Below are 19,783 nucleotides of genomic sequence, written 5' to 3'. Positions count from 1 at the left end.
AGCCTTCCATGACCGAGTACCAGATCCCCGGCCGCGTACCGGACGACAGCACGCCGCGCGACGCGGTCAGCAACTACTGGCGCGAACGCTACACGGCCGAGCCCTACTACGACGACCAGTTGTTCTTCGAGGACTATGAACCGGCCTACCGCATCGGCCACGCCGCGCGTGCGCAGGACATGATCCGCGCCTACGAACAGGTCGAAGCCGAGCTGGAATCGCGCTGGGCCAATGAACGTGGCCGCAGCCGGCTGGAATGGGCGCAGGCGCGCGGTGCGGTGCGTCGTGGCTGGGAGGATGCACAGCTGGCGGATCCGCGGTTGAAGCGATAACGCCATGCTCCTGTAGAGCCGAGCGTGGGCTCGGCTCTACAGAATCACTCCTGTTCCGGCAGCGGCGGCACGCCTGCGCTGCGCTTGCTCTCACCGCCACCGGCGGCGATCAGGTCGCGGGTGTTCTTCTGCACCGCCACCGCACCGAACAGCGACAGCGCGTAGGCCATGCCATAGAAGCCCTTCTCGCTCGATGCCAGGGTGGCATTCCACAGGCCGACCAGCAGCAGCATCAGCGCCGACAGCAGCGCGAACCAGCACAACGCATAGTACAAACCACTCACCGGAATACCCTCGACGCGGTCACGCACGCTCTTCTGCAGCGACACCGCCGCGAACAGGCCGAACAGCAACAGGGTCAGGTAGTAGCCCTTCTCGTTGAGCGCCATCGTGGCGGCGTTGAACAGGCCGATCAGGTAGGCCGCCGCGCCCAGCAACAGGGCCACCCACGAGGCGGCGATGAAGGCGGTGGACGGCTTGTGGGGCATGGCAGTGTTCATTGCAGGTCCTTGGCAGGCAGACGGGCACGCTTTGCCCGGGCGTGCCCACCCTAGACGATCCCGCCGCGCTCGCACAGGGGTCGCAGGACCTTCGGGCCACGACGCTCACGGCGCCAGTGGTATACAAGGGACAGCCCGGCCATCCGCATCCCCGCACTGGAGACACCCATGACCCGCACGCCCCTGCTGCTCGCCCTCGGCCTTGTGCCGATCCTTGCCACCTCCGCCTGCAATGCCGCTGACCCCGCCGCCAACGGCGCCCAGACCGCAGCGCCCGCTGCCTCCACCACTGCCGACCAGCGCCCGTTCACCGCCACCGAAATCAGCCGGTTCGACCAGCCGTGGGCGATGACCTTCCTGCCGGACGGCGGCCTGCTGGTCACCGAAAAGCGCGGCAAGCTGCAGCACCTGGACCTGGCCAGCGGCCAGAAGCATGAGATCACCGGCGTTCCGAAGGTCGCTTACGGCGGCCAGGGCGGCTTCGGTGACGTGATCCTGCACCCGCAATTCGCGAGTAATCACGTGATCTACCTCAGCTACGCCGAGGAAGGCACGCTGGACACCCGCGGTGCTGCCGTGGCCCGGGCCACGCTGGCACTGGATGCCAACGGCGGTGGCCAGCTGAAGGACCTGAAGGTGATCTGGCGGCAGAGCCCCAAGGTCAGCGGCGAGGGCCACTACGGGCATCGCCTCGCGTTCGGCCCCGACGGCAAGCTGTGGATCAGTTCCAGCGAGCGCCAGAAGTTCGATCCGGCCCAGGACATGGGCGGCAACCTCGGCAAGATCATCCGCCTCAACGACGATGGCAGCCTGCCCGCCGACAACCCGTTCGCCTCACAGGGCGGCGTTGCCGCGCAGGTGTGGTCGCTGGGCCACCGCAACATTCTGGGCATGGCCTTCGACGCGAACGGCAAGCTGTGGGCACACGAGATGGGCCCGGCCGGCGGCGACGAACTGAACCTGATCGTGCGCGGCGCCAACTATGGCTACCCGATCGTTTCCAATGGTGACCATTACGACGGCCGGCCGATTCCCGACCACGACACGCGCCCGGAGTTCGCCGCGCCGAAGGTGACCTGGACGCCGGTGATCTCGCCGGCCGGCTTCGTGATCTACAGCGGCAACCTGTTCCCGCAGTGGAAGGGCAGCGGCTTCATCGGTGGCCTGTCGTCGACCTCGCTGGTGCGTGTGGCCTTTGATGGCGACAGCGCGCGCGAGGCCGAACGCTTCAACATGGGCGAGCGCATCCGCGAAGTGGAACAGGGTCCGGATGGCGCGCTGTGGCTGCTGGAAGATGGCAGCAAGGCGCGCCTGTTGAAGCTGACGCCGAAGGCCTGATCGGCACCTTTTCCCGGAACGGCCCCGCATGCGGGGCCGTTTCCGTTTACTGGATGGTGATGACCTTCACCTCGGTCTTCGTGCAGGCCTGGTCCAGGCACTGCCCGTTCAACCACACCTGTCCATCGCCAATCATCACGCCCTGCTGGTTGACGAAGACCTTGCCGAAGTCCTGTTCGGACACCGCCTTGACCACCGCCGGGGTGATGATCTTCTCGTAGTTGCGCTGGAACTCACCGGGGCCGGTGATCTTCTTTCCGCCGCTGATGTTCAACGGGAAGTGCACTTCCTCGACCACGGCAGCACGATCACCGCCGACCACCGCGGTCTTGAACGCGTTGAACACCTTTTCGTACTGCGCCGCATCGCCAAGCAGCGACTCGATGCGCGCGCGTGCGTCTTCGGCGGGCGCTTCCGCTTCGGACGCGGCCGGTGCGGCGGCGGTGGGCTCAGCGGGGGGTGCCGCAGGCGTCGCTGCAGCACTGGCCTCCATCGGCGGCGGAGCATCCGCCGCAGGCTCGGCCGGCGGCGCCGGCTGCGAACAGGCGGCCAGCAACAGGGCGGGAATCAGACAGGCCATCCGGCGCATGCGCGCGCTCCATCGAAACAGGGAACCCGATGGTAGCGCCGGGCCACGCCCGGCGTGTTCGTGCAACGTGAGCACAGCAACACCGGGCGTGGCCCGGCGCTACCGCTTGCCGTAGATCCACGCCATGCGTGGATGAGGGCGCAATCAGCCCTTCAGCAGCTCGAACTGCACCGCTTCACCGGCCGCCGACGAGGCGCATACCCACACGTCGAACACGCCCGGCTCGGCGCGCAGCACGCCGTCGCGGCCGGTGAACGACAGCTGCTCGCGGGTGAGGGTGAACACCACCTCGGTCGACTCGCCCGGCTGCAGTGCCACCTTGCGGAAGTCCTTCAACTCACGCACAGGACGCACGCGGCTGGCCACGCGGTCATGGATGTACAACTGCACCACTTCCTCGCCGGCCACATCACCGCTGTTGGTCAGCGTGGTGGTGATGGTCAGGGTGTCGTCCCAGCCCAACTGCGCCGCGCTGAGCTGCGGCACGCCGTAGGCGAAGCTGGTGTAGCCGATGCCATGGCCGAACGGGTACAGCGGTTCGTTCGGAATCTCGCGCCAACGGGCCTTGAACTCCGACATGGTCGGCAGTTCCGGGCGACCGGTGCGCGGGTGGTTGTAGAAGTACGGCTGCTGGCCGGATACCTGCGGGAAGCTGACCGGCAGGCGGCCGGACGGACTGTAGTCGCCGAACAGCACATCGGCCACGGCATGGCCGGTCTGCGTACCCAGGTACCAGGTCACCGCCACCGCCTGTGCATTGCGCACCGCGCCCTGCAGCGCCAGCGCGCGGCCATTGCGCAGCAGCACCACCAGCGGCTTGCCGGTCATCGCCACGGCCTCGGCCAGCGCCTGCTGGGCCGGCGGCAGGGTGATCTCCACGCGCGACTGCGCTTCACCGCTGTAGCGCTGCGGTTCGCCCAGCGCCAGCACCACCACGTCGGCGCGCAGAGCGGCAGCCACGGCTGCTTCGGTGCCGCCCGGAATGGCAGTTTCCAGTTCGCAGCCCGGCACGATTTCCAGCAGCGCTTCGTCACCGATGGCGGCACGGACGCCGGTTTCCAGATCCACGTAGCGCTGCTTGTCACCGAACAGCGTCCAGCAGCCTTCAATGTTCTCGCGGTCCTGCACGAACGGGCCGATAAGCGCGATCTTCTGCCCGGTCTTCTGCAGCGGCAGCACGTTGTCGCGGTTGTTCAGCAGCACGATCGAACGGCGCGCGGCGTCGCGCGACAGCTCGTCATGCGCGGCGAGGTGCGAGGTATCCGCTTCGCGCGCCGGGTCCAGCGAACGGTACGGGTCGTCGAACAGGCCGATGGTTTCCTTCAGCCACAGGATGCGGCGCACGCCCTCATCCAGCACCGCCATTGGCACCTCGCCGCTCTCGACCAGGCCCGGCAGGTGCTCGGCGTAGAAGCCGCTCTGCATGCTCAGGTCCAGGCCGGCGGTGAATGCCTTGGCGGTGGCATCGCGATCATCGGCGGCATAGCCGTGCGCGACCAGTTCCATGTCGGCGGTGTAATCAGAGATCACCACGCCCGGGAACTTCCATTCGCCGCGCAGGATGTCGGTCAGCAGTTCGGCATTGGCGCTGGCCGGCACGCCGTTGATGTCGTTGAACGAGGACATCACGGTGATCGCGCCGGCGTCGAAGGCGGCCTTGAACGGCGGCAGGTGCACGTCGCGCAGGGTCTGCGGCGAGATGTCCACCATGTTGTATTCCATGCCGGCCATCACCGCGCCATAGGCGGCGAAGTGCTTCGGCGTGGCCAGCAGCGAATCGGCGGCGCGCAGGTCGCTGCCCTGGAAGCCGCGCACGCGGGCGGCGGCGAACGCACAGCCCAGCACCACGTCCTCACCGGCACCTTCGGCGCCACGGCCCCAGCGCTGGTCGCGGGCGATGTCCACGGCCGGGGCATAGGTCCAGTGCAGGCCGGCAGCGGTGGCTTCGATGGCGGTGGCGCGCGCGGTGCGCTCGGCCAGGTCCGGTTCGAAGCTGGCGGCCTCGCCCAGCGGGATCGGGAACACGGTTCGCATGCCGTGGATGACGTCGGCAGCCAGGATCACCGGGATGCCCAGGCGGCTCTCCTCGGTGGCGACCTGCTGGATGCGGCGGCCCAGTTCGGCGCCGACACCATTGAACAGGGACCCGACCTTGCCCTCGCGCACCTGCTGCAGCACCTGGTCGGCATTGCGCACGTTGGCTTCCGGGTTCACGTCCGGGGCGAACGGGCGGACCATGTCTGCGAAGACACCCAGCTGGCCGACCTTTTCCTCGACGGTCATCTGGGCAATGAGGGATTCGATGCGATCGGAGGCCACCGGCAGTCCTTGATGAAAACGTTTACAAGCCCGGCATTCTAGCGATCCCGAGCCGTTTGGCGAGAGGTTTCTTCATTCAGTTTCAGCCACCAGCGGGGACCGTATGGCCCCGCCGGGGGCACCGCAGCTTACTCCGAGCCGGCCAACTGGCGCTGCCCGGCCATCAACATGGCGTCGCTGGAGGCCTGGAACACCCGCAGGCCAAACGCCGGCAGGATCGCCAACAGGTGGTCGAAGATGTCCGACTGCACCGCCTCGTACTCGCCCCAGGCAGTGCTGCGGGTGAAGCAGTACAGCTCCAGCGGAAGGCCCTCGGTGGTCGGCTGCAGCTGCCGCACCAGCAGGGTCATGTCGGTGTGGATGCCCGGGTGGCTGCGCAGGTAGCGCTCCACGTAGGCGCGGAAGGTGCCCAGGTTGGTCACGCGGCGGCTGTTGACCTCGGCCACGCCCTGCTCGCGCAGGCGCCCGTTCCACTGCCCCAGTTCCTGTTCCTTGTCCTGCAGGTAGTCGCGCAGCAGCGCGAACTGGCCGAGGAAGGCCAGGTCGCCCTCGTCCAGGAATCCGACGCTGTGCTGGTCCAGGTACAGCGCGCGCTTGATGCGGCGGCCACCGGCCTCCTGCATGCCGCGCCAGTTCTTGAACGACTCGGTCACCAGCTTCTTGGTCGGGATGGTGGTGATGGTCTTGTCGAAGTTCTGCACGGTGATGGTGTGCAGGGCGATGTCGATCACATCACCATCGGCGTTCTGGCTGGGCATCTCGATCCAGTCGCCGATGCGCACGCGGCCATCGCCGCTGATCTGCACGCTGGCCACCAGCGACAGGATGGTGTCCTGGAAGATCAGCATCAGCACCGCGGTGGCCGCGCCCAGGCCGGTGACCAGTGGCCCCAGGGCGACCCCCAGCAGGGTGGCGATGATGGACAGGCCGGCGGCCACGAACACCACGATCTTGACTACCTGCAGGTAGCCCTTGATCGGCTTGTTGCGCGCGTCGGGCTTGCGCTCGTACAGGCTGTTGGCCGCGTCCAGCGCATGCGAGAACGCCATCGACACGGTCAGTACCGCCCACACGATGCACAGCTTGATGATGACGTTGACCAGGCCGGGCGGCAGATCTGGGATCAGAGTGATGCCCGACGCGATCACCTGGCTGGGCACCACGTTGGACAGGCGCGAAATGACCCGCATCAAATGGCTGCCACGCCCGGACTCGGCACCCGGCAGGCGCTGCAGCAGGCGCCGCAGGCCACGCACCAGGATGCGCTTGGTCACCCAGTTGGCCAGGCCCGCTGCGATCAGCAGCGCCGAGATCATCAACGCCAGGTAGGCGCCGGGATAGGGTTCCAGTGTGTTCTGCAGCTTTTCCAGCCACTGTACCGCCACCACCGCGTCCACCATCAGTTGTCTCCTTCTTCATTGCTGTTGAGGTTGCCGGCCAGCGGCCGGCATGACCGGGTCAGTCCCGCGTGCGCTCGATGATCACGCCCACCGCGCGCGCGCCGCGCACCGCGCCGGGCTTGCTCAGCTTCAGGCGCAGCCACTTCACGTCGAATTCGGTCAGTACGATCTGCGCGCAACGCTCGGCCAGGGTCTCGACCAGACCGAATTCCGATTCGCGCACGAACTGCTCCAGGCGCTTGCTCACCGCCTTGTAGTTCAGCGTGTGGGCGATGTCATCGGTAGCCGCAGGGCGACGGTTGTCGAAGCCCATTTCCAGGTCGAACACCAGGTCCTGGCGGATCCGTCGCTCCCAATCGTAGATACCGATCAGGGCGTCGATCGTCAGCCCCTCGATGAAAACCTTATCCATTGCGCTTACCCGCCCGAATACAGGGGGCCATGGTAACGGCACGGCGGTGACCCTGCCCGGAACGGGCGATGGGTGGCCGGCACGGGGCGGGCCCAGAAAAGACAAAGGGCCCCGCTAGCAGGGCCCTTTGGTACTACCGTTTGTCCCCAGGGGGAGCTGGAATCCAGCCGCGAGTCCCGGTGGCGCAGGCACGCAGATTAGGCAAGGACCAGATCGCCGGTCAAGGCCAATTCCGACAGGGCAGGTCAGGTATTCGCCCGAGGCGAAACGCAGGAAATCAGCCGCGCGGACAACTACGTTCCCTGATGGTCGCCGCCGCCCACTCTCGCGAACATTGAGCCCTCCTTCACCACTGCACATGACGATGGCTCCATACGATGTACTGCGGCGCGCGTTGTCAGCGGAGCGCCTGTCGACTTACGAGAGAATCGCATCGACCTGCAGCCCTGACGTCACTGCCGATTCCCTGTATCTCTGGAACATGCGGATGTGCGGTGCGCTGATGATGCCGGTCCATCTGTGCGAGGTGGTCATTCGCAACGCCGCAGCAGCTGTGCTTACCCGACAGCACGGCCCGCGTTGGCCGTGGAATGATGCCTTCCGACGCAGACTGCCAACTTCATCCAGTACTTCTCCACGCACGGCACTGGAACAACTTGCCAGCCGCGTAACCGATACACCTGAGATCGTCGCCAACCTGCCAATGGTGTTCTGGCAGCAGCTCTTTACATGTCGCTTCGACTCCACCCTGTGGATACCCGCACTTGGTGGGGTTCTACGTCATGCGCCTTCGGCACATCCCAGTGTCATCAGGAAAGCCATCCACGCAGACATTGGACGCATCCGCCACCTGCGCAACCGGATCGCGCACCACGAACCCATCCTGGAACGCGACCTCGGTGCCGACCTGGCCGCGATCGGGCGGCTGATCCACGCCCGCTGCCCGCACACCCTGGGCTGGCTGCAGCGCCATGAGCGGGCGACGACCGTGTTGGCGGCGTCGCCGTTGGCAGGGCGTCGGTAATACGTCCGCCCGGCGTGGCCCGGCGCTGCCGGATCAGACCGCCGGCAGGGTCGCCATGTCCCAGCGCGGGGTCACGTCCACCTTCGGCGGGCTGTGCTGGCCGGCCTGCAGGCGCAGCGCGCCAGCGAAGGCGATCATCGCGCCGTTGTCGGTGCACAGCGCGGGGCGCGGGAAACAGGCGCGGCCGCCCAGGCGCTCGGCCATCTGCTGCAGGCGCGCGCGCAGGCGCTTGTTGGCGCCCACGCCGCCAGCCACCACGATCACGTTGGTCCCGGCCGCTTCCAGCGCGCGCTCGCACTTGATCGACAGGGTCTCGACCACGGCATCCTGAAAGCCACGGGCGATGTCGGCGCGGGTCTGCTCGCTCTGGTCACTGTCACGCCAGGCCATCAGCACCTGGGTCTTCAGGCCGGAGAAACTGAAATCCAGCCCAGGACGGTCGGTCATCGGTCGCGCGAATCGGTACGCACCCGGCGTGCCCTGCTCGGCCAGCCTGGCCAGCTGCGGGCCACCCGGGTACGGCAGGCCCATCAGCTTGGCGGTCTTGTCGAAGGCCTCGCCGGCCGCATCGTCCAGGGTCTCGCCCAGCAGGCGGTACTGGCCGATGGCGTCCACCGCCACCAGCTGGGTATGGCCGCCGGACACCAGCAGCGCCACGAACGGCGCTTCCGGCGGATCGTCTTCCATCAGCGGGGCCAGCAGGTGGCCTTCCATATGGTGTACGCCTACCGCCGGCACCTCCAGCGCCCAGGCCAGCGAGCGGGCCACGCCGGCGCCCACCAGCAGCGCGCCGACCAGGCCCGGACCCGCCGTATAGGCCACCCCATCGATGTCGTCTACGCCCAGACCGGCGTCGGCCAGGGTCTGGCGCACCAGCGGCAGCAGCTTGCGGACGTGGTCGCGGCTGGCCAGCTCGGGCACTACACCGCCGTACTCGGCATGCAGGGCGATCTGGCTGTAGACCGCGTGGGCGCGCAGGGCCGCGCTGCCGGCCAGGTCGGTGTCATACACCGCCACGCCGGTCTCATCACAGGAAGATTCGATGCCAAGGACTCGCATGCCTGCTATTATGACGCCCCTGCCGCCCCCTCGGGGGATGTGCAGATCTCACTGCTTTCGAACTTCCGGCCCGTATTCAGGGTTGGCCGCTTGCAGTTTGTCTATTCGCCGCTATAATGTGCGGCTCGCCGGGCGTGACCCGGTTCTACTGTGTCCCGGAGATTCCATGCCCAGCGTCAAAGTCCGCGAGAACGAGCCCTTCGAGTTTGCTCTTCGCCGCTTCAAGCGCACTTGCGAAAAGGCCGGTGTGCTGGCCGAAACCCGCAAGCGCGAGTTCTACGAAAAGCCGACCCAGGAGCGCAAGCGCAAGGCCGCCGCTGCTGTGAAGCGTCAGCTGCGCCGCTCGTCGCGCGACGTCACCAAGCGTCAGCGCCTGTACTGATCGGACGCATCTTCATTGCGGCGGGTTTGCCTGTCGCGATGGAGCCGAAGCCGGCACGCGCGAGCGTCGCCGGCTTTTTGCGTTTCCGGGTTCGGGCATCCGCCCCGCCCCACTTACCACCACGAGGTTCCTCATGAGCATGAAGCAGCAGCTCACCGAAGACATGAAGGCCGCCATGAAGGCGGGCGAGAAGCACAAGCTGGGCGTGATCCGCCTGATCAATGCCGCCATCAAGCAGCGCGAAGTGGACGAGCGCATTGAACTGGATGACACCGCCGTGATCGCCGTGCTCGACAAGATGGTCAAGCAGCGCAAGGACTCGGTCAACCAGTACGAGGCCGCCAACCGCGAGGACCTGGCCGAGATCGAGCGCGCCGAGATCGTGGTCATCGAAGCCTACCTGCCGGCGAAGATGGGCGAGGCCGAGATCGTGGCCGCCATCCAGGCCGCCATTGCCGAGACCGGCGCCTCCGGCCCGGCCGACATGGGCAAGCTGATGGGCGCACTGAAGCCCAAGCTCGCCGGCCAGGCCGACATGGGCCTGGTGTCCAAGCTGGTCAAGCAGCTGCTGGCATAAGCCATTGCCGGGGTCGGATCCCTTTCGCATCGCGGAAGGGCTCTGACCCCATTGATGCATCCGCTTCACCGCACCTTCGACCCCCGGCTGCTACAACATCCCCATGGTCGAGCAATCCAACGCCCCCACCGGCTCGCGTCCCCACGGCATCCCCGCACGGCTTCGCCACTACGCTGACCGCCTGCAGGACAGCTTTCCGATGGCGGTCGCCAAGCGCTTCGTCGAAATCGATGTACTGACCCAGGCCGCTTCGGTCTCCTTCTACGCCCTGCTGTCGATGGCACCGCTGCTGGTGCTGCTGTTGTGGCTGACCGCCTCGCTGTACCCGCCTGCACAACAGACGTTGATCAGCCAGATCGGCTCGGTGGCCGGCAGCAGCGTGGCCAGCGTCGCCGACACCGTGCTGCACAACGCCAACAGCCAGCCCAGCGTGGGTTCGCTGGCCGGGCTGTGGAGCACACTGCTGCTGTTCATCGGCGCCACCGCCGTGTTCGCCCAGCTGCAGAACGCGCTGAACCGGATCTTCCACACCAGCGGCCAGCGCCTGGAAGGCGTCAAGGCCTGGCTGCGCAAGCGCGTGTTCTCGTTCGGCGTGGTGCTGGCACTGGGCTTCCTGCTGATCCTCTCGATGACCGCCACCACTGCACTGCAGGTGGTGTTCGCGCAGCTGCCCTCGGTGCTGCCGGCGATCGGCTACCTGACCTCGCTGCTGCTCTACACGCTGGCCTTCGCCTTCCTCTACCACTACCTGCCGGACCGCCGCGTGGCGTGGCGCCAGGCCTTCATCGGCGGCGCCATCACCTCGGTGCTGTTCACCCTGGGCCGGTATGGCATCGGCGTCTACATCGCCACCGTGGCCCCGGGCAGCGCTTACGGCTCGATGGGTGCGCTGGTGATCGCACTGGTGTGGATCTACTACGCCACCGCCGTGTTCTTCGTCGGCGCGCTGATGACCGCGGTGATCGACGAGCGCCTGCATGCACGGGCTCAGCTGGCCAAGGCCGGGGTCGAGGCCGAACAGGCCAGTCTCGACGTCGCCAGCGAGTAAACTAGGGGAACCTGCCGCCCCTGCTGCGCGCCCTGGCGGCCGCGCCCCGTTCTGTTGCCCATGGCCCGTATCCCCGACGCTTTCATCGACGATCTGCTCGCCCGCTCCGACATCGTCGAGGTGGTGGGCAGCCGCGTGCCGTTGAAGCGACAGGGCAAGGAATATGCAGCGCGCTGCCCGTTCCATGACGAGCGCTCGGCGTCGTTCACGGTCTCGCCCACGAAGCAGTTCTATCACTGCTTCGGTTGCGGCGCGCACGGCACCGCGATCAGCTTCCTGATGAACTACGACCGCCTCGAGTTCCTCGACGCGGTGGATGAACTGGCCAAGCGCGCAGGCATGGAAGTGCCGCGCAGCGAGAACCCACGCAGCCCCCAGCAGCAGGACGACAGCCGCGAGCTGTATTCGGCGCTTGAGGCGGCCACGAAGTTCTTCCAGAGCAACCTGCAGGGCAGCGAAAAGGCACGCAGCTACCTGGATGGGCGTGGCGTGGACGAAGAGAACCGCGCACGCTTCCAGATCGGCTACGCGCCGGATGGCTACAGCGGCCTGCGCGATGCGCTGGGCAAGGACGAGCGGCGCATGAAGCTGCTCGACCGCGCCGGCCTGTTCTCCAAGAACGACCGCGGCCACGTCTACGACAAGTTCCGCGACCGGGTGATGTTCCCGATCTTCGACCGCCGTGGCCGGGTGATCGCCTTCGGCGGCCGCGTGTTCGAGAAGGACGACGGCCCCAAGTACCTCAACTCGCCCGAGACCGCGCTGTTCCACAAGGGCCGCGAGCTGTACGGCCTGTGGCAGGTGCGCCAGGCCAACCAGAAGATCGAGCGGTTGATCGTGGTCGAGGGCTACATGGACGTGGTCTCGCTGTTCCAGTTCGGCGTCACCCAGGCAGTTGCCACGCTGGGCACGGCCACCACGCCGGACCATGCCGAGCTGCTGTTCCGCAACGCGCCGGACGTGTTCTTCTGCTTCGACGGCGACGCCGCCGGCCGCCGTGCCGGCTGGAAGGCGCTGGAGTCGGTGCTGCCGCGCATGAAGGATGGCCGCCAGGCCTTCTTCCTGTTCCTGCCCGATGGCGAGGACCCGGACACCATCGTGCGCAAGGAAGGCGCCGAGGCCTTCAACGAACGCCTGAAGCAGGCCACGCCGCTGTCCCAGTTCTTCTTCGACGAGCTCACCCGCGAGATCAACCTGGGCACGCTGGACGGCAAGGCGCGCCTGGCCGAGCGGGCCAAGCCGATGCTGGCGCAGATTCCCGACGGTGCCTTCGGCGACCTGATGAAGCAGCAGCTGGCGCAGCTGACCGGCCTCGGCGGCAATGCCCAGGCTGCACGCGCTTCGATGCCTCAGCGCCAGCCGGCACGCACTATTCAACCGGTGGCCAAGCGCAGCCTGGTGCGCGGCGCGATCGCCGTGCTGCTGCAGCAGCCGTCGCTGGCACTGACCCTGGGCGGCAAGCATCACTTCCAGGGCCTGCGCCTGCCCGGCGTGGAGCTGCTGCTGGAGCTGCTGGGGCTGGTCGAACAGCGCCCGGACATCAGCACCGGCGCCCTGCTGGAACATTTCGACGGCCGCGAAGAACAGGGCTCGCTGCATACACTGGCGGCACAGACACTGCCCGGCACCGAGGCCAGCTGGACCCAGGAACTGCACGACGCGGTGGCTCAGCTGGAGAAACAGCTGCTGGTGCAACGCCTGGAGGAGTTGTTGGCAAAGCAGCGCCAGCAGGGTCTGGACGATACTGACAAATACGAACTGCGCGAGCTGTTGAAGGCCCGCGCCGGGCTGCGCCTGTAGAGGGGCAGACGCTTTCACGGAGAGGACCATGCTGCTGCGCCTGACCTGCCTGCTGTTGTTGTCGCTCTGCCTGCCGCTGGCCGTCCTGGCCGCGGATACCCCGCTCAATGAAGTCCGCCCCGGCCTGTATGCCGGCGGCCAGCCCAGTGCCGCACAACTGCGCGAACTGGCTGCACAGGGTGTGCGCACGGTGATCGACCTGCGCCAGCCCGACGAAGACCGCGGTTTCGATGAAACCCACGTGGCCGAATCGTTGGGCCTGCGCTATGTGCGCATTCCGGTGGCCGGCGCAGAGGGGCTGGATGCGGCCAATGTGCGCGCCGTGCATCAGGCCCTGCGGCAAAGCCAGGGACCGGTGCTGCTGCACTGCGCCTCCGGCAACCGTGCCGGTGCCGTGCTCGGCTTGGTCAATGCACGTTACGAACACGCCAGCCCGGAACAGGCCCTGCAGCTCGGCCAGCGTGCCGGCCTGAAGTCGCTGGAAGCCGCCACCCGCCAGCGCCTGGCCACGCCATCCATTTCGCCCTGACTCCACCGCACCAAGGACTCTGCCCACCATGACCCGCTGGTGGTCGCGCCTGCGACCGGACAATTTCACCCTCGCCCTGCTGTGCACGGTTGGCCTGGCCTCGCTGCTGCCGATGAAGGGCGCCGCCGCCATCGTCCTTGATGACGTCACCACCGTCGCCATCGCGGCGTTGTTCTTCCTGCACGGCGCGCGCCTGCCACGTGAGTCCATCATCGGCGGCATGCTGCACTGGCGGCTGCACCTGACCATCCTCGCATGCACCTTCATCCTGTTCCCGCTGCTGGGGCTGATGTTCAAGCCACTGTCGGGCTGGCTGCTGACCCCGGAGCTGTACCTGGGCGTGCTGTTCCTGTGCACCCTGCCGTCCACCGTGCAGTCGTCCATCGCGTTCACCTCGATGGCGCATGGCAACGTACCGGCAGCGGTGTGCAGTGCCTCGCTGTCGAGCATCCTCGGCGTGTTCCTGACCCCGCTGCTGCTGACCGCGCTGGCCGGCACCTCCGGCGGCGTGCACGATCCGCTGCATGCGATCGGCGGCATCATGCTGCAGTTGCTGGTGCCGTTCGTGGCCGGCCATCTGCTGCGGCCGTGGATTGCCGGCTGGGTGGAGAAGCAGCGTGCACTGCTGCGCTACACCGACCAGGCCACCATCCTGCTGGTGGTGTACTCGGCCTTCGGCGAAGCCGTCACCGAGGGCCTGTGGAGCAAGACGCCGCTGCTGTCACTGCTGGCCGTGGCCGTCGTGGCCGCGGTGCTGCTGGGCATCGCCATGCCGCTGATCACCTTCATCGCCCGCCGCCTGCGCTTCAACCGCGAGGACGAGATCGCCATCGTGTTCTGCGGCTCGAAGAAGAGCCTGGCCACGGGCGTGCCGATCGCCAAGGTGTTGTTCGCTGGTGGCAGCCTCGGTGCCATCGTGCTGCCGGTGATGATCTACCACCAGATCCAGCTGATCGTCTGCGGCGTGATCGCACAGCGGTATGCGCGGCGCAAGCCCTGACGCGACGAGGAGAACATCCACGCATGGTGTGGATCTACTGTAGAGCCGAGCCCACGCTCGGCTGCTCTTCCAACCCCCCCTCAGCCGAGCATGGGCTCGGCTCTACAGGTGGCGCTTTACAACCAGGGCAGGATCCAGTGGTCCACCAGCAGGAAGGCGAACAGCGCCATCAGGTAGACGATGGAGTAATAGAACATCTTCATCGAGAACAGCTCGTCCGGCGGGTTCAGCATGCGCCAGGCGTACCAGAGGAACACGGCGTTGAGCACGATCGCGCCGCCCAGGTAGAACGCGCCGCTCATGCCCACCAGGTACGGCAGCAGGCAGACCAGGGCCAGCACCACTGAATACACCATGATCTGCTTGCGGGTGTGCACCACGCCATGGGTCACCGGCAGCATCGGAATTTCCGCCTTGGCGTAGTCCTCGCGGCGGAAGATCGCCAGTGCCCAGAAGTGCGGCGGCGTCCAGATGAAGATGATCAGCACCAGCAGCGACGAGTACGCCCAGTCCGACGAACCCTGCATGCCGGTCACCGCGGCCCAGCCCAGCATCGGCGGCATCGCGCCGGCCAGGCCGCCGATGACGATGTTCTGCGAGGTCGCGCGCTTGAGGTACACGGTGTAGATCACCGCATAACCGATCAGCGAGGCGAAGGTCAGCACCGCAGTGATCAGGTTCACCCACAGCACCAGGATGGTCATCGACAGCACGATCAGCAGGCCGGCGAACACCAGCACCTGCCACGGCTTGACCTTGCCCACCACCAGCGGACGCCACGAAGTGCGCGCCATCTGCGCATCGATGTGCGCATCCAGCAGCTGGTTGATCGCGGCCGCGGCCGAGGCCGCCAGCCAGATGCCGAGGAAACCGAGCACGCCGGCGCGCACCTGCTCCCAGCTGGGCACGCCGGGGATGGCCAGGACCATGCCGACCAGGGCAGTGAAGACAATGAGGGCGACGACCTTGGGTTTGGTCAGGTCCCAGTACTGGCGGTAATTGGAAAACATGGAATCAGTCCGGGGCACGCAGGCGGGCCAGCAGGCTGACCAGCACGAACAACAGGGCAACGGCCACGCCGTTGTGGGCCACCGCCACTTCCAGCGGCAGCGCCAGCTTCACATTGAGGATGCCGAGGGTGACCTGCAGCACCAGCAGCGCGATCAGCGCACTGGCCCAGCCACGCATGCTCGGCAGGCGGAACAGGCGCACGCCCAGCCACAACAGGTAGACCGCCACCACCACCGCGAACAGGCGGTGCGCCATCTGGATGGCTATACGCGAAGCGCCATCCAGCACGCCGCCTTCGTAGTCCACGCCGATGCCGCGCCACAGGGTGAAGCCTTCGACGAAGTTGTGCTGCGGCCACCATTGGTTGGCGCAGCGCGGGAAGTTGTCCAGCGAGGCGCTGCCGCCGCCGCAGGCCAGCGCCGCGTAGTTGGCACTGACCCAGCCCCCCAGTGCGATCTGGGTGACCAGCACCGCCACACCGATGCGCAGCATCCACTTCAGCTTCGGTGCTTCGGCCAGGGTGATCGGCATGTGCGTGGCGCGCCAGGCCATCCACACCAGCAGCGCGAACATCAGCATGCCGCCCAGCAGGTGGCCCATCACCACGATGGGTTTCAGCAGCAGGGTCACCGTCCACATGCCCAGCAGGGCCTGGAAGATCACCACCGCCAGGGTCAGCAGGGCAGCGCGCGCCAGGTCGATGTTGCTCCAGCGCAGCGCCGCGATCAGCAGGATCGCCTCGCCTATCAGGGCCAAGGCGCTGGCGGTGCCGTGCCAGCCCATCATGTACAGCGGTATGCCGGCGGCCACCAGTACGCAGGCGGTCACCACCGCCGTGCTTCCGAATCGCCGCTTGCGCGTGGCCAGCAGCGCCAGGGTCAGGATCTCGATGCCCAGCGCGCCGGCCAGGAAGCGATGCACCTGCTCACGCCAGGCCTTGTGGGTTTCCAGCGGGCGGATCTCCGCCGCCGGATGGCCGATGGTCTCTTCCACGTGCTGCGGCCAGGTGGCCTGTCCATAGCAGGTCGGCCAGTCCGGGCAGCTCAGGCCGGCATCGGACAGGCGCACGAAGGCGCCGAACATGATCGTGCTCGCGGTCATGATCATGGCGAACCACGCCAGGCGGTGGAAATTGCGGTGCAGCGCCGGACGCGCGGAAAGGCTCATCAAACGGGACTCACTTCAGTTTCAGCAACGTGGCCATGTCCTTGCGCAGGCCACCCAGGTCACTGCCGGGGGCATGGCGCATGATCACGAAGCCGTTCGGATCGATCACGTAGACCGGCAGGCCAGCCGGATCGTCGACGCCGGGCAGGGCCGCGCGCAGTGCTGGCGACGGTGCCAGCGGCCGCAGCGCGGGCAGCGAGGCGATCGACGCCGGTGGCGTTCCCAGCCACAGGATTTCGACATTATCGGCGTTATGGCCGAACAGCTGCCACACCTTGCCCAGTCCCTGCGACAAAGTGACGCACTGCGCGTCGCAGACTCCGGCCGGCGCCACCAGCAGGCGCCAGGTACGGGCCTCGGGATTCCACGGATAAGGCTGGCCGCTGGCCAGGGTCGGCGCCTGCTGGCGCAGGTCCACCGGCGGCTTCAGCAGCTGGCCTGCATTGCGGTGCCCGGTGGGCTGCCAGCCGGAGAAGCGCAGCACGGCAGCCAGCGCCATCGCCCCGAAGAACACGGCAAACAGCAGTACCAGGGTCCGGCGGCCAGAGCCGCGCGCCTGCGGGGACGTAGCAGTGTTCATGCGGGGCATTTTCTCATGGTTGGGTACGGGATGCCGGTCGTGCCACGGCGCGCCTCCTGCGCCACTCCAACACCAGCGCAACGACGAGCACGGTCAGGGCCAGGCCGAACCACTGCACGGCGTAGCCCAGGTGACGCTGCGGTGGCAGCGTGTTCGGCAACAGGTCCAGATCACGTTCGTCGCCGAAGGGCAGCGCCGGGTCCAGGCGCAGTACACGATCGGGAAGTGACTGCACCCCCAGCGCGCGGGCCAGGCCTTCGGCCGGCAACCGGCTGGCCAGCCAGCGGCCCGCTTCATCGGTGGTGGAGAACGCCGGGCCCAGTGCCAGTCCCGCTGACGGCGGCGGCGCCAGCAACCCACGTACGGCCACCGGCGAAGGTGGCGACGGCACATCCGGCAGGGTGCGATCAGGCGGCAGCGCGCGCCATCCCAGATCGACCAGCAACACACTGCCCTCGTCACTGCGGAACGGGCGGTAGATCTTCACGCCGGCACGGCCGTGCCGGGTCTGGTTATCCAGCAGCACCACGCCGGGCAGGAAGCGACCGTGGTCGGCCACGCCATGCAACGCACCGGGCGCTGCCAGCGCCTGCGCCAACGACAGTACCTGCGCTGCGGCTGGAGCCTGTGCATCCAACATTGCCTGTTTGGCATGCATGCGCTGCAGCTGCCACAGCCCCAATGCGGTGAAACCGGCCATTGCCAGCACGGCCAGCAGCCATCCGAGCACGCGCGTGTGCTGGCGCATCATGACAAGTCCGCGCAAACGCGGTCAGATAGGCACATCCACCCTGCCCTCGAGCCGCACATGAGTGATTCGCTGAAGACCCTGCTGGTAATCGCGTTTCTGATCGTCATCGTCTGGAATCTGGGCGCCGGCCTGTATTACCTGCTGGTCGACCGCGGCCAGACCAAGCGCACGGTCAACGCACTGACACGCCGCATCGGGGTGTCGGTGGCCTTGATCGTACTGGTGATCGTGAGCATCTACATGGGCTGGATCAAGCCGCACGGCATCGGCGGCTGAGGCCACCGATGCGTGCGCGGTCAAAGCACGTAGACGAACATGAAGAGCATCAGCCACACCACGTCGACGAAGTGCCAGTACCATGCGGCGGCTTCGAAACCGAAATGGTTGTCGCGGGTGAAGTGTCCCTTGGCCGAACGCAGCCACATCACGATCAGCATGATCGTGCCCAGCAGCACGTGCGCGCCGTGGAAGCCGGTCAGCATGAAGAACGTCGAACCATAGATACCCGAGCCGAGCGTCAGGTTCAGTTCCTTGTAGGCGTGGATGTACTCCTCCGCCTGCAGGGTCAGGAAGCCGAGGCCGAGCACCACGGTCAGGCCCAGCCAGATCAGCAGCTGGCGGCGGTTGCCGGCCTTCAGTGCATGGTGGGCGATGGTCAGGGTCACGCCGGAGGTGAGCAGGATCAGCGTGTTGATCAGCGGCAGGCCCCAGGCCGGGATGGTCTGGAACGCACCGCCGATCGCCGCCGGGCCATTGGTCGGCCATCCTGCCGAATAGCCCTGCCAGAGCAGTTCGTTGGTCATCACCCCGCGGCCTTCGCCGCTGAGCCACGACAGGCCCAGGTTGCGGGTGTAGAACAGCGCGCCGAAGAAGGCGCCGAAGAACATCACCTCGGAGAAGATGAACCAGATCATCCCCATCCGGAACGAACCATCGACCTGGTGGTTGTAGTTGCCGGCCTGCGACTCGCGCACCACGTCGCTGAACCACCAGAACAGGGTCAGCACCAGCATCGCGATGCCGATGTAGAACGTCCAGCGTCCCCAGCTGGCATCGTTGAGCCAGCTGGCCACGCCCACCATGGTCACCATCATCGCGATGGAACCCACGAACGGCCATTTGCTCTGGGCCGGGACGAAGTACACGTTGGCGTCGGTCGGTGTCTGGGCCATGTCGGTATCCGGGTCAGGGTGCGGCGTGCGCGCCTTCCGAGGTGGCGGCCGGAGCCAGCCGATCGGACAGCGCGTCGTTGCGGTAGAAGGTGTAGGACAAGGTGATCGTCCTGATCTCCGGCGGCAGGTCCGGATCGACGATGAAGCGCACCGGCATGTCGCGCTTCTCGCCGGCCTGCAGCGTCTGCGCGGTGAAACAGAAGCATTCGGTCTTGCTGAAGAAACCCGACGCGCGCGCCGGTGCCACCGAAGGCACCGCACTGCCCACCACCGCCTGCTGGCTGTCGTTGCGGGCGAAGTACAACGCTTCGTTGAGCTCGCCGGGCACCACGTCCATGGTCAGCTGCTCGGGGTGGAACGACCAGGGCAGGCGCGAGTTGACGCCGCCATCGAACTCCACCCGTACGGTGCGCTTGCCGGACGCGGCACCGGCACTGGCTTCGCTGCCGGGGCCGCGCTCCAGTCGCACGCCGAACACCTTCTCGCAGGCGATGCGATACAGCGGCACCAGCGAGAACGTCAGCAGGAACACCGCCACCGCCACGCCGATCAGGCGCGGCAGCCCGGCACTGCGTGAGGTCGCGGTGGCCGGTGCGTCGCTCATCGGCCGATCACCCCACTGAGGATGAAACCGACGTAGACCAGCACAGCGATGGCGCCGACCCACATCGCCGTGCGCCTGGCGCGCCGGCGTTGCTGTTCGATGCCGTTTTCCGGGGCGTCGCCCGGGCTGTTGTAGAGCCGAGCCATGCTCGGCTGCTTTTCATCAGCCGAGCATGGCTCGACTCTACAG

23 protein-coding genes are annotated in these 19,783 nt (G+C 66.9%); 10 read left to right on the top strand and 13 right to left on the bottom strand.

All coding sequences use genetic code 11. The features are described from left to right. The first annotated feature begins 8 nt into the window (after positions 1-8). Positions 9-332, top strand: coding sequence for a hypothetical protein (locus tag ACTJJM_RS10845; protein WP_010484215.1), 324 nt, complete (start codon positions 9-11; stop codon positions 330-332). A 44-nt stretch (positions 333-376) separates the two neighbouring features. Here ACTJJM_RS10845 and yiaA read toward each other — a convergent pair whose 3' ends face one another. After that, on the bottom strand, positions 377-832 hold the full coding sequence (gene yiaA, locus ACTJJM_RS10840) for an inner membrane protein YiaA (protein WP_010484216.1): 456 nt from the start codon (positions 830-832) through the stop codon (positions 377-379). 168 nt (positions 833-1,000) lie between these two features. Between yiaA and ACTJJM_RS10835 the strand changes: the two genes are divergently transcribed. Next, the gene (locus tag ACTJJM_RS10835; RefSeq protein ID WP_440865460.1) at positions 1,001-2,170 is read left to right on the top strand and encodes a PQQ-dependent sugar dehydrogenase; all 1,170 of its coding nucleotides are present in this window, start codon (positions 1,001-1,003) and stop codon (positions 2,168-2,170) included. Positions 2,171-2,216: 46 nt separating this feature from the next. Here ACTJJM_RS10835 and ACTJJM_RS10830 read toward each other — a convergent pair whose 3' ends face one another. The 4 genes from ACTJJM_RS10830 to folB all read right to left on the bottom strand — a co-directional run bounded on the left by ACTJJM_RS10830 (position 2,217) and on the right by folB (position 6,890). Next, a complete protein-coding gene (locus ACTJJM_RS10830) occupies positions 2,217-2,759 on the bottom strand; it encodes a hypothetical protein (protein ID WP_010484218.1) in 543 nt (180 codons plus the stop codon). 144 nt (positions 2,760-2,903) lie between these two features. Then, positions 2,904-5,078, bottom strand: a complete 2,175-nt coding sequence (locus tag ACTJJM_RS10825) for a glycoside hydrolase family 3 N-terminal domain-containing protein (RefSeq protein WP_224328890.1) — start codon at positions 5,076-5,078, stop codon at positions 2,904-2,906. 128 nt (positions 5,079-5,206) lie between these two features. Next, the gene (locus ACTJJM_RS10820; protein WP_010484220.1) at positions 5,207-6,478 is read right to left on the bottom strand and encodes a mechanosensitive ion channel family protein; all 1,272 of its coding nucleotides are present in this window, start codon (positions 6,476-6,478) and stop codon (positions 5,207-5,209) included. A 58-nt stretch (positions 6,479-6,536) separates the two neighbouring features. Further along, complete coding sequence (gene folB, locus ACTJJM_RS10815) at positions 6,537-6,890, bottom strand: dihydroneopterin aldolase (protein ID WP_019336361.1); 354 nt, start codon at positions 6,888-6,890, stop codon at positions 6,537-6,539. 358 nt (positions 6,891-7,248) lie between these two features. Between folB and ACTJJM_RS10810 the strand changes: the two genes are divergently transcribed. Continuing rightward, the gene (locus tag ACTJJM_RS10810) at positions 7,249-7,914 is read left to right on the top strand and encodes a hypothetical protein (RefSeq protein WP_049454524.1); all 666 of its coding nucleotides are present in this window, start codon (positions 7,249-7,251) and stop codon (positions 7,912-7,914) included. Positions 7,915-7,947: 33 nt separating this feature from the next. Here ACTJJM_RS10810 and tsaD read toward each other — a convergent pair whose 3' ends face one another. After that, complete coding sequence (gene tsaD, locus ACTJJM_RS10805) at positions 7,948-8,973, bottom strand: tRNA (adenosine(37)-N6)-threonylcarbamoyltransferase complex transferase subunit TsaD (protein ID WP_440865459.1); 1,026 nt, start codon at positions 8,971-8,973, stop codon at positions 7,948-7,950. A gap of 166 nt (positions 8,974-9,139) precedes the next feature. On the opposite strand from tsaD, the gene rpsU reads away from it, so the two are divergent. The 6 genes from rpsU (at position 9,140) to ACTJJM_RS10775 (ending at position 14,309) form a co-directional block, all read left to right on the top strand. Then, entirely contained in the window at positions 9,140-9,355 is a 216-nt protein-coding gene (gene rpsU / locus ACTJJM_RS10800; protein WP_002808376.1) for a 30S ribosomal protein S21, read from the top strand. Between the two features lie 133 nt (positions 9,356-9,488). Next, a complete protein-coding gene (locus ACTJJM_RS10795; protein ID WP_043400028.1) occupies positions 9,489-9,932 on the top strand; it encodes a GatB/YqeY domain-containing protein in 444 nt (147 codons plus the stop codon). Between the two features lie 103 nt (positions 9,933-10,035). Then, positions 10,036-10,980 (top strand): YihY/virulence factor BrkB family protein, encoded by a 945-nt coding sequence (locus ACTJJM_RS10790; protein WP_313311000.1) that lies wholly within the window; start codon positions 10,036-10,038, stop codon positions 10,978-10,980. Between the two features lie 60 nt (positions 10,981-11,040). Further along, complete coding sequence (gene dnaG / locus ACTJJM_RS10785; protein ID WP_049412301.1) at positions 11,041-12,780, top strand: DNA primase; 1,740 nt, start codon at positions 11,041-11,043, stop codon at positions 12,778-12,780. A gap of 28 nt (positions 12,781-12,808) precedes the next feature. Continuing rightward, a complete protein-coding gene (locus tag ACTJJM_RS10780; protein WP_010484227.1) occupies positions 12,809-13,309 on the top strand; it encodes a fused DSP-PTPase phosphatase/NAD kinase-like protein in 501 nt (166 codons plus the stop codon). A 28-nt stretch (positions 13,310-13,337) separates the two neighbouring features. Then, positions 13,338-14,309, top strand: a complete 972-nt coding sequence (locus tag ACTJJM_RS10775) for a bile acid:sodium symporter family protein (protein ID WP_043400036.1) — start codon at positions 13,338-13,340, stop codon at positions 14,307-14,309. A gap of 116 nt (positions 14,310-14,425) precedes the next feature. Here ACTJJM_RS10775 and cyoE read toward each other — a convergent pair whose 3' ends face one another. From cyoE to ACTJJM_RS10755, 4 genes are read right to left on the bottom strand one after another with little or no spacing between them, the layout of a single operon-like run. Continuing rightward, positions 14,426-15,319 (bottom strand): heme o synthase, encoded by an 894-nt coding sequence (cyoE, locus tag ACTJJM_RS10770; RefSeq protein ID WP_241874456.1) that lies wholly within the window; start codon positions 15,317-15,319, stop codon positions 14,426-14,428. A 4-nt stretch (positions 15,320-15,323) separates the two neighbouring features. Further along, positions 15,324-16,487 carry a COX15/CtaA family protein gene (locus ACTJJM_RS10765; protein WP_019336365.1) on the bottom strand — a complete coding sequence of 388 codons (1,164 nt, stop codon included), beginning with the start codon at positions 16,485-16,487 and terminating at the stop codon, positions 15,324-15,326. Positions 16,488-16,497: 10 nt separating this feature from the next. Further along, a complete protein-coding gene (locus ACTJJM_RS10760; RefSeq protein WP_026347289.1) occupies positions 16,498-17,067 on the bottom strand; it encodes a hypothetical protein in 570 nt (189 codons plus the stop codon). Between the two features lie 13 nt (positions 17,068-17,080). Beyond that, entirely contained in the window at positions 17,081-17,818 is a 738-nt protein-coding gene (locus ACTJJM_RS10755) for an SURF1 family protein (RefSeq protein ID WP_191863756.1), read from the bottom strand. 57 nt (positions 17,819-17,875) lie between these two features. On the opposite strand from ACTJJM_RS10755, the gene ACTJJM_RS10750 reads away from it, so the two are divergent. After that, positions 17,876-18,094 carry a twin transmembrane helix small protein gene (locus tag ACTJJM_RS10750; protein WP_010484233.1) on the top strand — a complete coding sequence of 73 codons (219 nt, stop codon included), beginning with the start codon at positions 17,876-17,878 and terminating at the stop codon, positions 18,092-18,094. Between the two features lie 20 nt (positions 18,095-18,114). Here the strand turns inward: ACTJJM_RS10750 and ACTJJM_RS10745 are convergent, their stop codons facing one another. The 3 genes from ACTJJM_RS10745 to ACTJJM_RS10735 form a co-directional block, all read right to left on the bottom strand. Beyond that, positions 18,115-18,990, bottom strand: coding sequence for a cytochrome c oxidase subunit 3 (locus tag ACTJJM_RS10745; RefSeq protein WP_005412024.1), 876 nt, complete (start codon positions 18,988-18,990; stop codon positions 18,115-18,117). Positions 18,991-19,003: 13 nt separating this feature from the next. After that, the gene (locus ACTJJM_RS10740) at positions 19,004-19,594 is read right to left on the bottom strand and encodes a cytochrome c oxidase assembly protein (protein WP_019336368.1); all 591 of its coding nucleotides are present in this window, start codon (positions 19,592-19,594) and stop codon (positions 19,004-19,006) included. After that, on the bottom strand, positions 19,591-19,783 hold a 193-nt coding region (locus ACTJJM_RS10735; RefSeq protein ID WP_440865458.1), incomplete at its 5' end, for a hypothetical protein. The genes ACTJJM_RS10735 and ACTJJM_RS10740, both read right to left, overlap by 4 nt.

The sequence above is a fragment of the Stenotrophomonas sp. 22692 genome (assembly GCF_052045015.1).
Lineage (GTDB): Bacteria > Pseudomonadota > Gammaproteobacteria > Xanthomonadales > Xanthomonadaceae > Stenotrophomonas > Stenotrophomonas geniculata.
The sequence above is the reverse complement of the archived record's forward strand: the minus strand, read 5'-3'. Positions and strand labels throughout refer to the sequence as shown.

Bases quoted from the DNA above. Each gene is read 5' to 3' on its own strand.
- ACTJJM_RS10845 (WP_010484215.1), top strand. From the start codon at position 9: ATGACCGAGTACCAGATCCCCGGCCGCGTACCGGACGACAGCACGCCG.
- yiaA (WP_010484216.1), bottom strand. From the start codon at position 832: ATGAACACTGCCATGCCCCACAAGCCGTCCACCGCCTTCATCGCCGCC.
- ACTJJM_RS10835 (WP_440865460.1), top strand. From the start codon at position 1,001: ATGACCCGCACGCCCCTGCTGCTCGCCCTCGGCCTTGTGCCGATCCTT.
- ACTJJM_RS10830 (WP_010484218.1), bottom strand. From the start codon at position 2,759: ATGCGCCGGATGGCCTGTCTGATTCCCGCCCTGTTGCTGGCCGCCTGT.
- ACTJJM_RS10820 (WP_010484220.1), bottom strand. From the start codon at position 6,478: ATGGTGGACGCGGTGGTGGCGGTACAGTGGCTGGAAAAGCTGCAGAAC.
- folB (WP_019336361.1), bottom strand. From the start codon at position 6,890: ATGGATAAGGTTTTCATCGAGGGGCTGACGATCGACGCCCTGATCGGT.
- ACTJJM_RS10810 (WP_049454524.1), top strand. From the start codon at position 7,249: ATGACGATGGCTCCATACGATGTACTGCGGCGCGCGTTGTCAGCGGAG.
- tsaD (WP_440865459.1), bottom strand. From the start codon at position 8,973: ATGCGAGTCCTTGGCATCGAATCTTCCTGTGATGAGACCGGCGTGGCG.
- rpsU (WP_002808376.1), top strand. From the start codon at position 9,140: ATGCCCAGCGTCAAAGTCCGCGAGAACGAGCCCTTCGAGTTTGCTCTT.
- ACTJJM_RS10795 (WP_043400028.1), top strand. From the start codon at position 9,489: ATGAGCATGAAGCAGCAGCTCACCGAAGACATGAAGGCCGCCATGAAG.
- ACTJJM_RS10790 (WP_313311000.1), top strand. From the start codon at position 10,036: ATGGTCGAGCAATCCAACGCCCCCACCGGCTCGCGTCCCCACGGCATC.
- dnaG (WP_049412301.1), top strand. From the start codon at position 11,041: ATGGCCCGTATCCCCGACGCTTTCATCGACGATCTGCTCGCCCGCTCC.
- ACTJJM_RS10780 (WP_010484227.1), top strand. From the start codon at position 12,809: ATGCTGCTGCGCCTGACCTGCCTGCTGTTGTTGTCGCTCTGCCTGCCG.
- ACTJJM_RS10775 (WP_043400036.1), top strand. From the start codon at position 13,338: ATGACCCGCTGGTGGTCGCGCCTGCGACCGGACAATTTCACCCTCGCC.
- cyoE (WP_241874456.1), bottom strand. From the start codon at position 15,319: ATGTTTTCCAATTACCGCCAGTACTGGGACCTGACCAAACCCAAGGTC.
- ACTJJM_RS10765 (WP_019336365.1), bottom strand. From the start codon at position 16,487: ATGAGCCTTTCCGCGCGTCCGGCGCTGCACCGCAATTTCCACCGCCTG.
- ACTJJM_RS10760 (WP_026347289.1), bottom strand. From the start codon at position 17,067: ATGAACACTGCTACGTCCCCGCAGGCGCGCGGCTCTGGCCGCCGGACC.
- ACTJJM_RS10755 (WP_191863756.1), bottom strand. From the start codon at position 17,818: ATGATGCGCCAGCACACGCGCGTGCTCGGATGGCTGCTGGCCGTGCTG.
- ACTJJM_RS10750 (WP_010484233.1), top strand. From the start codon at position 17,876: ATGAGTGATTCGCTGAAGACCCTGCTGGTAATCGCGTTTCTGATCGTC.
- ACTJJM_RS10745 (WP_005412024.1), bottom strand. From the start codon at position 18,990: ATGGCCCAGACACCGACCGACGCCAACGTGTACTTCGTCCCGGCCCAG.
- ACTJJM_RS10740 (WP_019336368.1), bottom strand. From the start codon at position 19,594: ATGAGCGACGCACCGGCCACCGCGACCTCACGCAGTGCCGGGCTGCCG.